At 66.1% G+C, this 7,199-nt stretch carries 10 protein-coding genes and 1 tRNA gene; 10 read left to right on the top strand and 1 reads right to left on the bottom strand.

What is annotated here, in order from left to right:
* The 10 genes from QZZ33_RS10685 to QZZ33_RS10640 all read left to right on the top strand — a co-directional run.
* Positions 1-681 (top strand): septum formation initiator family protein (locus QZZ33_RS10685; protein ID WP_291380000.1); only part of this gene is annotated, 681 nt, incomplete at its 5' end.
* Complete coding sequence (locus QZZ33_RS10680) at positions 678-1,202, top strand: DUF501 domain-containing protein (RefSeq protein ID WP_291379999.1); 525 nt, start codon at positions 678-680, stop codon at positions 1,200-1,202. The genes QZZ33_RS10685 and QZZ33_RS10680, both read left to right, overlap by 4 nt.
* A 10-nt stretch (positions 1,203-1,212) precedes the next feature.
* On the top strand, positions 1,213-2,166 hold the full coding sequence (locus tag QZZ33_RS10675; protein WP_291379998.1) for a Ppx/GppA phosphatase family protein: 954 nt from the start codon (positions 1,213-1,215) through the stop codon (positions 2,164-2,166).
* Between the two features lie 37 nt (positions 2,167-2,203).
* A tRNA-Leu gene (locus QZZ33_RS10670) sits at positions 2,204-2,277 on the top strand.
* Positions 2,278-2,398: 121 nt separating this feature from the next.
* On the top strand, positions 2,399-2,734 hold the full coding sequence (locus QZZ33_RS10665; RefSeq protein ID WP_291380002.1) for a PadR family transcriptional regulator: 336 nt from the start codon (positions 2,399-2,401) through the stop codon (positions 2,732-2,734).
* Entirely contained in the window at positions 2,731-3,099 is a 369-nt protein-coding gene (locus tag QZZ33_RS10660; RefSeq protein ID WP_291379997.1) for a DUF1048 domain-containing protein, read from the top strand. The genes QZZ33_RS10665 and QZZ33_RS10660 overlap by 4 nt, the downstream gene beginning before the upstream one ends.
* A complete protein-coding gene (locus QZZ33_RS10655) occupies positions 3,096-3,869 on the top strand; it encodes an ABC transporter ATP-binding protein (RefSeq protein WP_291379996.1) in 774 nt (257 codons plus the stop codon). The genes QZZ33_RS10660 and QZZ33_RS10655 overlap by 4 nt, the downstream gene beginning before the upstream one ends.
* A 9-nt stretch (positions 3,870-3,878) precedes the next feature.
* Complete coding sequence (locus QZZ33_RS10650) at positions 3,879-4,640, top strand: ABC transporter permease (protein WP_291379995.1); 762 nt, start codon at positions 3,879-3,881, stop codon at positions 4,638-4,640.
* A 102-nt stretch (positions 4,641-4,742) separates the two neighbouring features.
* The gene (locus tag QZZ33_RS10645; protein WP_291379994.1) at positions 4,743-5,504 is read left to right on the top strand and encodes a Bax inhibitor-1/YccA family protein; all 762 of its coding nucleotides are present in this window, start codon (positions 4,743-4,745) and stop codon (positions 5,502-5,504) included.
* A gap of 32 nt (positions 5,505-5,536) precedes the next feature.
* Positions 5,537-6,520 carry an acetylxylan esterase gene (locus QZZ33_RS10640; RefSeq protein ID WP_291379993.1) on the top strand — a complete coding sequence of 328 codons (984 nt, stop codon included), beginning with the start codon at positions 5,537-5,539 and terminating at the stop codon, positions 6,518-6,520.
* Here QZZ33_RS10640 and msrA read toward each other — a convergent pair.
* Complete coding sequence (gene msrA / locus QZZ33_RS10635) at positions 6,517-7,161, bottom strand: peptide-methionine (S)-S-oxide reductase MsrA (protein ID WP_291379992.1); 645 nt, start codon at positions 7,159-7,161, stop codon at positions 6,517-6,519. The genes QZZ33_RS10640 and msrA overlap by 4 nt on opposite strands.
* Positions 7,162-7,199 lie beyond the last annotated feature (38 nt).

Here is a 7,199-nt window from a genome sequence, read left to right as displayed (position 1 = left end):
CAGGACAATGAGGGCATGTCTGCCCCCACCCGTCCCGGCGCGCCGCGTTCGTCTGCGCGCACCGGATCGTCACGCGGTGCAGCGACGCGAGGGGGCGGCGTGCGCGGCGCCCCGCCAGCCCGCCCGGGGAAGGCAGCGTCGTCAGGGAGCGTGCCCACGGTCAAGCCAGCAGTCCAGGCGGCGCCCGCACGCGGGTCTCTCGCCGCCGTAATGTCGTGGCGAACGCTCGTGCTCGCCGGTGTGCTGGGTCTGGCCTTCGCTCTGGTGTGGCCGTCGGCGAGGGTGTACATGGATCAGCGAGCCCAGATCAACGATTTGCGGGCAGAACGCGACGCCGCAGAGGCGGAGGTCGCTGACCTCGGCGCGGAGCTCAACCGCTGGGACGACTCGGCGTTCGTGGTCGCGCAAGCCCGCGAGCGATTGGCGTACGTGTTTCCCGGAGAGACGCCTTACCGAGTGGTGGATCCTGAGGTGGCGCGGCCGGCGGCGGAAGGCTCGGTGGACGCGGAGCGCGCTGGCGAGACGGACGTTGACCAACGCCCCTGGTACGACCAGATGTGGGCGTCGATCGAGACGGCGGGCCAGGAGTCGGCGGCGCCGCCACCCACGGGTTCACTGCCGGGGCAATCGGACGATGCCGAGACTGGACCCACGAACACGCCCGTAGAGTTGGGCGGGTGAGCGTCGCCCCTGAGGACATCGAGACCCTGCGCGCCCAGTTGGGTCGTGTGCCCAGGGGAGTGATCGCTGTGGCGGCTCGCTGCGCGTGTGGCAACCCCACCGTCGTCACCACGGCGCCCAGGCTCCCAGCCGGCGCCCCGTTCCCCACGCTGTACTACCTCACTCACCCTGGCGCCGTCGCGGCGGTGTCGACGCTCGAGGCGACGGGCACCATGAGGCCGATGCAAGCGCGCTTGCGCGACGACGAGGCGCTTGCCGCCGCGTACCGCGCGGCGCACGAACGCTACCTGGAGGAGCGCTACGCGATCGAGGACGTGGAAGAGATCCACGGCATCTCGGCGGGAGGCATGCCGGACCGCGTCAAGTGCCTGCACGTGCTAGTGGGTCACGCGCTGGCCTCCGGGCCCGGCGTCAACCCCTTGGGCGACGAGGCGCTGGCCCTCATGGCCGACACGTGGCGTCCGGGTCGGTGTTCGTGTGACGTTCCGCGCGCGAGTTCGCCGGTTGCCGAGCGCGGATAGGCTGGCACCCATGACTCGCGTCGCTGCCGTGGATTGCGGCACCAACTCCCTGCGCCTCCTCATCGCCGATGTCGCCGACGGACGACTCACCGACGTGGTGCGCACCATGACGGTGGTGAGGCTAGGCCAAGGCGTGGACAAGACGGGCGAGTTCGCGATCGACGCGCTCGACCGAACGTTCGCGGCCGTCGACGATGCGGCGGCGTTGTGCAAAGAGCACGCGGTGGAGGCCATCCGGTTTGTGGCCACATCGGCCACGCGAGACGCGCGCAACCGCCAGCAGTTCTTGGATGGAGTGAGTGAGCGCCTTGGCGTGCTTCCCGAGGTCATCTCAGGCCACGAGGAGGCCGAGCTGAGCTTCCGCGGCGCCACGTCGGTGCTCGACGCGAGCCACGACGCGCCGTACCTGGTGGTGGACCTCGGCGGCGGCTCCACCGAGGTGGTGCTTGGAACGGAGCACCCGGACTTCTCGCATTCCATGGACGTGGGTTGTGTGCGCATGACCGAGCGGCACCTGGTGTCCGACCCGCCAGAGCCCAACGAGATTGGCGAGGCGGTGCGCGACATCCACGCGGCGATCGACGCCGCGTTTGAGGGCGTGCCCGTTGAACGTACCCGCACGCTGGTGGGCCTGGCGGGTTCCATCACCACGGTCACCGCTCACGCGCTGGGCTTGCACTCGTACGATCGTGATCGCATCAACGGCGCGGTGCTGCCCATCGACGCTGCGATGAAGGCTTGCGACGAGTTGCTGCACGCCTCCCGCGACTCGCGGGCCGCGCTGGGCTTCATGCACCCGGGACGCGTTGACGTCATCGGGGCTGGTGCGCTCGTGTGGCACACCTTGATGGGGCGGGTGCGGACCGCTGTGCACGATGCTGGGGGCGAGTTACCCCACGTGGTGACCAGCGAGCACGACATCCTGGACGGCATCGCCTTCTCCGCGGCCGAGTTGGTTCGCTAGGTTCTCTCGTAGGCGGCCGCGCCACGGCGGCGGCCTGGCCCCCGTAGCCCAACCGGCAGAGGCAGCCGACTTAAAATCGGCACAGTGCGGGTTCGAATCCCGCCGGGGGCACTCGCGATTGACGGGATGTGGCGCGCGCCCTCGCTTTCGCAGTTACCCACTTGCGCTCTCGCTATTTAGCGTTACTATCTACCAGTAGGTAGTGACAATGAGTAGCGAGGAGAGCGGACGCGTGGGCAAGCAGATCACAGAAATGCTCAAGGGAACCCTTGAGGGCATCGTCCTCGCCATCGTGGCGAGCCAGCCCGCATACGGGTACGAGATCACCGCGCGGCTGCGCGAGCAGGGATTCGCCGACATCGCCGAAGGCACCATCTACGCGCTGCTGGTCCGCATCGAGCAGCGCGGCTTTGTTGACGTCCAGAAGGTCCCCTCCGAGAAGGGGCCACCGCGCAAGGTCTACTCGCTCAACGCGCAAGGACGTGACTACCTGGACGAGTTCTGGAGGACGTGGAGCTTCCTCGCAGATCGACTTGAACAGCTCCACGATGAAGGGACCCCGTCATGACCAATTGGATCGAGAAAGTCACCGGATCGTTTGACGACAAGAAGCGTTACCGGCAGTACAAGGCGACCATCAAGGCGCTTCCCGAGCCCTACCGCGGCGCCGCCGCGGCTTGCGAGCGGTACCTCATGTACTACGGCGCGATCACCACGGGCGACGCCATGATGGCGATGCTCGAGGATCTCGCCGACCTGTTCCGCCAGAGCGCCGCGGACGGTACGCCGTTGCGTGGGGTGGTCAGCGACGACCCCGTGGAGTTCTGCGAAGCGTTTGTCCGCAACTACGCCGACGCTCAATGGATCGCGAAGGAGCGCATGCGGCTCACCACCGTCATTGATCGGCTCGACTCCACGGGGCCAGGACAATGACCGCCGCCAGGGAGCCCGCGATCACGGTGCAGGGCCTGCAGAGGTCGTTCGGCGACGTGCACGTGCTGCGCGGAGTTGACTTTGACGTCGCCCCCGGGAGCATCTTCGCCCTGCTCGGCTCCAACGGAGCGGGCAAGACCACCGTGGTGAAGATCCTGTCGACGCTGCTCAAGGCCGATGCGGGAACCGCGGCGGTCAACGGCTTCGACACCGCCACTCAGGCGGGTGACGTCCGGGAGTCCATCAGTCTCACCGGCCAGTTCGCCGCTGTCGACGAGGTACTGACAGGGCGGGAGAACCTCGTGCTGGTCGCCAAGCTCCGCCACCTGGACGACCCCGGTGCCATCGCAGACGACCTCCTGGCCCGCTTCGCGCTTACCGACGCCGGTTCCAGGGCGGCGTCGACCTACTCCGGCGGCATGCGTCGGCGTCTCGACATTGCCATGAGCCTCATCGGCGATCCGCCGGTGATCTTTCTTGACGAGCCCACGACGGGGCTTGATCCAGAGGCGCGTATCGAGGTCTGGCGCACCATCAAGAGGCTTGCCGACGGCGGCACCACGGTGCTGCTCACCACGCAGTACTTGGATGAGGCCGAGCACCTCGCGGACCGCATCGCGATCCTCCACCACGGCCGGATTCTCGTCAACGACACGCTCGCGGCGCTCAAGAAGCTGCTCCCGAGCGCCACCGTCGAGTACGTCGAGAAGCAGCCATCCCTCGAAGAAGTGTTCCTCGCCCTCGTCGGCGAGGGCGCTGAGCACACGTAGGGACCGATCATGACCTCGCACTTCATCGGCGACACCGCCGTACTCACAGGACGGTCGCTGCGCCACATCTCCCGCAGCCCCGACACCATCATCACGACCGCCGTGATGCCGATCGCGTTCATGCTGCTTTTCGTCTACGTCTTCGGCGGCGCGATCGAGACAGGCACGGACTCGTACGTCAACTATCTCCTTCCTGGCATCCTGCTCATCACGATCGCGTCTGGCATTGCGTACACCGCATACCGACTGTTCCTGGATCTGCAGGGAGGGATCTTCGAGCGGTTCCAGTCCATGCCCATCGCCAGATCCTCGGTGCTGTGGGGACACGTGCTGACGTCGCTCGCGGCCAACGTCATCTCGCTTGTGGTCGTCGTGCTCGTCGCCCTACTCATGGGCTTCCGATCGGGGGCGGGAGTGGTGGCGTGGCTCGCGATTGCTGGAATCCTCATGCTCTTCACCCTGGCGCTGACGTGGATCGCCGTCATCGCGGGACTGTCAGCGAAGACTGTCGACGGCGCGAGCGCGTTCTCGTACCCGCTCATCTTCCTGCCGTTCATCAGTTCGGCGTTCGTGCCCACCGAGACGATGCCTGGTCCCGTGCGATGGTTCGCTGAGAATCAGCCGGTGACAGCGATCGTCAACACGATTCGCGATCTGCTGGCCCAACAATCCATTGGCAGCGACATTTGGGTCGCGCTGGCATGGTGCGTGGCCATCCTCGTCGGCGCCTACGTGTCCGCAATGGTCGCCTACCGGCGCAAGATCTTGTAGGGCACGCGTGGCGGGCATGAACGGGGCGCGCCAGGCGTTGAGCGGGTGGAGTAGCGATCTCGCGTTACGACTAAACTTGAGGGGAAACTCACAGGAGGCATTGTGGCCAACCCGGTCTTTAGCAACACCAAGCAGTTCCAGCCTGGAAGCCCCGTCGGCTTCGGCGCGCAGCCACAGCCGACCGGCGTTGAGGGCTTTGACGACCGCATGACGTATGAGGGCACGATCGCCAAGGCGGCCTCGCTCTTCCTGCTCGCCGCAACGTCCGCGGTGCTCGTCGGAATGCTGATCCCTGAGCTGACCCTCCCCATCTCCTTTGCAGCGTTCGGCATGAGCCTGGTGGTCGCCTTCGGGACCCGCCACGAGCCCAAGCCCGCGCTGATGGCCGTCACGATCGCCCTCTTCGGTGGAGCGGCCGGTGGCATGTCCGTCTACTACGAGGCGGAGTACGGCGGCATCATCATGCAGGCCCTCATCGCGACCGCCATCGTCTTTGCGAGCGCGCTGACCGCGTATCGCATGGGCTGGATCCGCGGCTCGAAGAAGATCCGCAAGTTCCTGGCGATCGCCGTTCCCGCCTATGTGGCGTTCTCGCTCGTCAACGTGGCCATGGTGATGTTCGGAGGCTTCAACATGCGCGAGGTGGAGATTGGCGGGCTGGGCGTCAACCTCGGACTCATTCTGTCGCTGTTCGCCATCGCGATCGGCGCGCTCATGCTGATCAGCGACTTCGACTTTGTGGAGACGGGCGTGATCAAGGGCCTTCCCGCCAAGTGGGAGTGGAGCGCCGCCTACGGCCTCGTCTTTGCGATCATCTGGATCTACATCGAGATGCTGCGCCTGCTGAGTTACTTGCGCCGCTAGCGACACGGGCTTGCCACCAGGGGACACGCGACATGGCGCTTCTTGACTTGCCACTTTCAGAGCTTCGCGCATATCAGCCAGATGTGCGGGAGCCAGCAGACTTCGATGACTTCTGGGCGACGACGTTGGCCCAGGCCCGCGCGATCGGCGGAGAGGTTGTCCTGGGCGATACGTTGCGGCTGTCCGGTGTCGAGGTCACCGATGTCACGTTCCCTGGATTCGGGGGTCACCCCATCAGGGCTTGGTACGCCCGGCCGACAGGGGCCGCGGAGCCTCTTCCCTGCATCGTCGAGGTGAGCGGCTACGGCGGAAGCAGGGGGCTCGCCATTGAGCACACGCTGTGGCCGTCCGCTGGGTACGCGTACCTGTTCATGGACACGCGGGGGCAGGGAAGTGCCTGGGGCAGCGGCGGCGACACGGCCGACCCCGTCGGCGGGGGGCCCTCCAGTCCCGGCTTCATGACCCGAGGCATCGAGTCGCCGCAGGAGTACTACTACCGACGCGTGTTCACTGACGCGGTGCGGGCGGTGGACGCGGTGCGTGGGCTTGAGGGCGTCGATCCGACTCGCGTGGTGTTCAAGGGAGGCTCTCAGGGCGGCGCCATCACGCTCGCGGCCGCTGGCTTGGTGCCCGACCTCATGGCCGTGATGCCAGACGTTCCCTTCATGTGCTACTTCCAGCGCTCCCTCGAGCTCGTCGACACGATGCCCTATGCCGAGATCACGATGTACCTCTCGGTGCATCGCGACAGGGACGAGCAGGCGCTGAACACGCTGTCTTACTTCGACGGCGTCAACTTCGCCAAGCGTGCGAACGCTCCTTCGCTATGGTCGGTCGCGCTCATGGACGACATCTGCCCACCGTCAACGGGATTCGCCGCCTACAACTGGTACGGAAACCACGGCTCGGCCGATGTCGCCAAGCGCATCGAGATCTACCCCTACAACGGGCACGAGGGCGGCCAGATGCACCAGACCGCCAAGCAGATCGACTTTGTGGCCGAAATCCTCCGCTAGGCGTAACTGACCTGGCAGAACCCGTGATTGCAGTAGCCGCCCGGGTTCTTGTACAGGTACTGCTGGTGGTAATCCTCGGCAAAGTAGAACTGGCCGTCCCCGGCGTCGGCCACTGAAGCGATCTGCGTCGAGATCGCCCCGAAGCCCTTGGCGGCGAGCCGCTCCTGGTAGGTGTCGCGGGTGGCTTCGGCCGCCGTCAGTTGCTCCCGTGTCGTGGTGAAGATCGCGGACCGGTACTGGGTGCCGACGTCCCCACCCTGCCGATTCGGCGTCGTCGGATCGTGGTTCTCCCAGAACGCCGCCAGCAGAGTCTCGATTGAGACCTCGGCGGGGTCATACACGATCTGCACGGCTTCGGTGTGGCCCGTCAGCGACGTGCAGGTCTCCTGATACGTGGGGTTCTTGGTCCAGCCGCCGATGTACCCCGCCGCCGTCGAGTACACGCCGTCAAGTTGCCAGAAGATGCGCTCAGCGCCCCAGAAGCACCCCATGCCCACGTACAGCACCTCCATGCCGTCGGGCCACGGGCCCTTGAGCGGCGTGCCCAACACCACGTGCCGTTCCGTCACCTGCAGGGGGACGTCTCGACCCTCGAGCGCCTTGTCCTTCGTGACCATCTGCGTCTTCGTCACACCAAGCATGTGTGCCACCTCCGATCCTTCAACGTCGCACCACATGT

It is taken from the genome of Demequina sp., from assembly GCF_016278775.1.
Lineage (GTDB): Bacteria > Actinomycetota > Actinomycetes > Actinomycetales > Demequinaceae > Demequina.
Note: the sequence above shows the minus strand (reverse complement) of the source record. Positions and strands in the feature narration are given on the sequence as shown.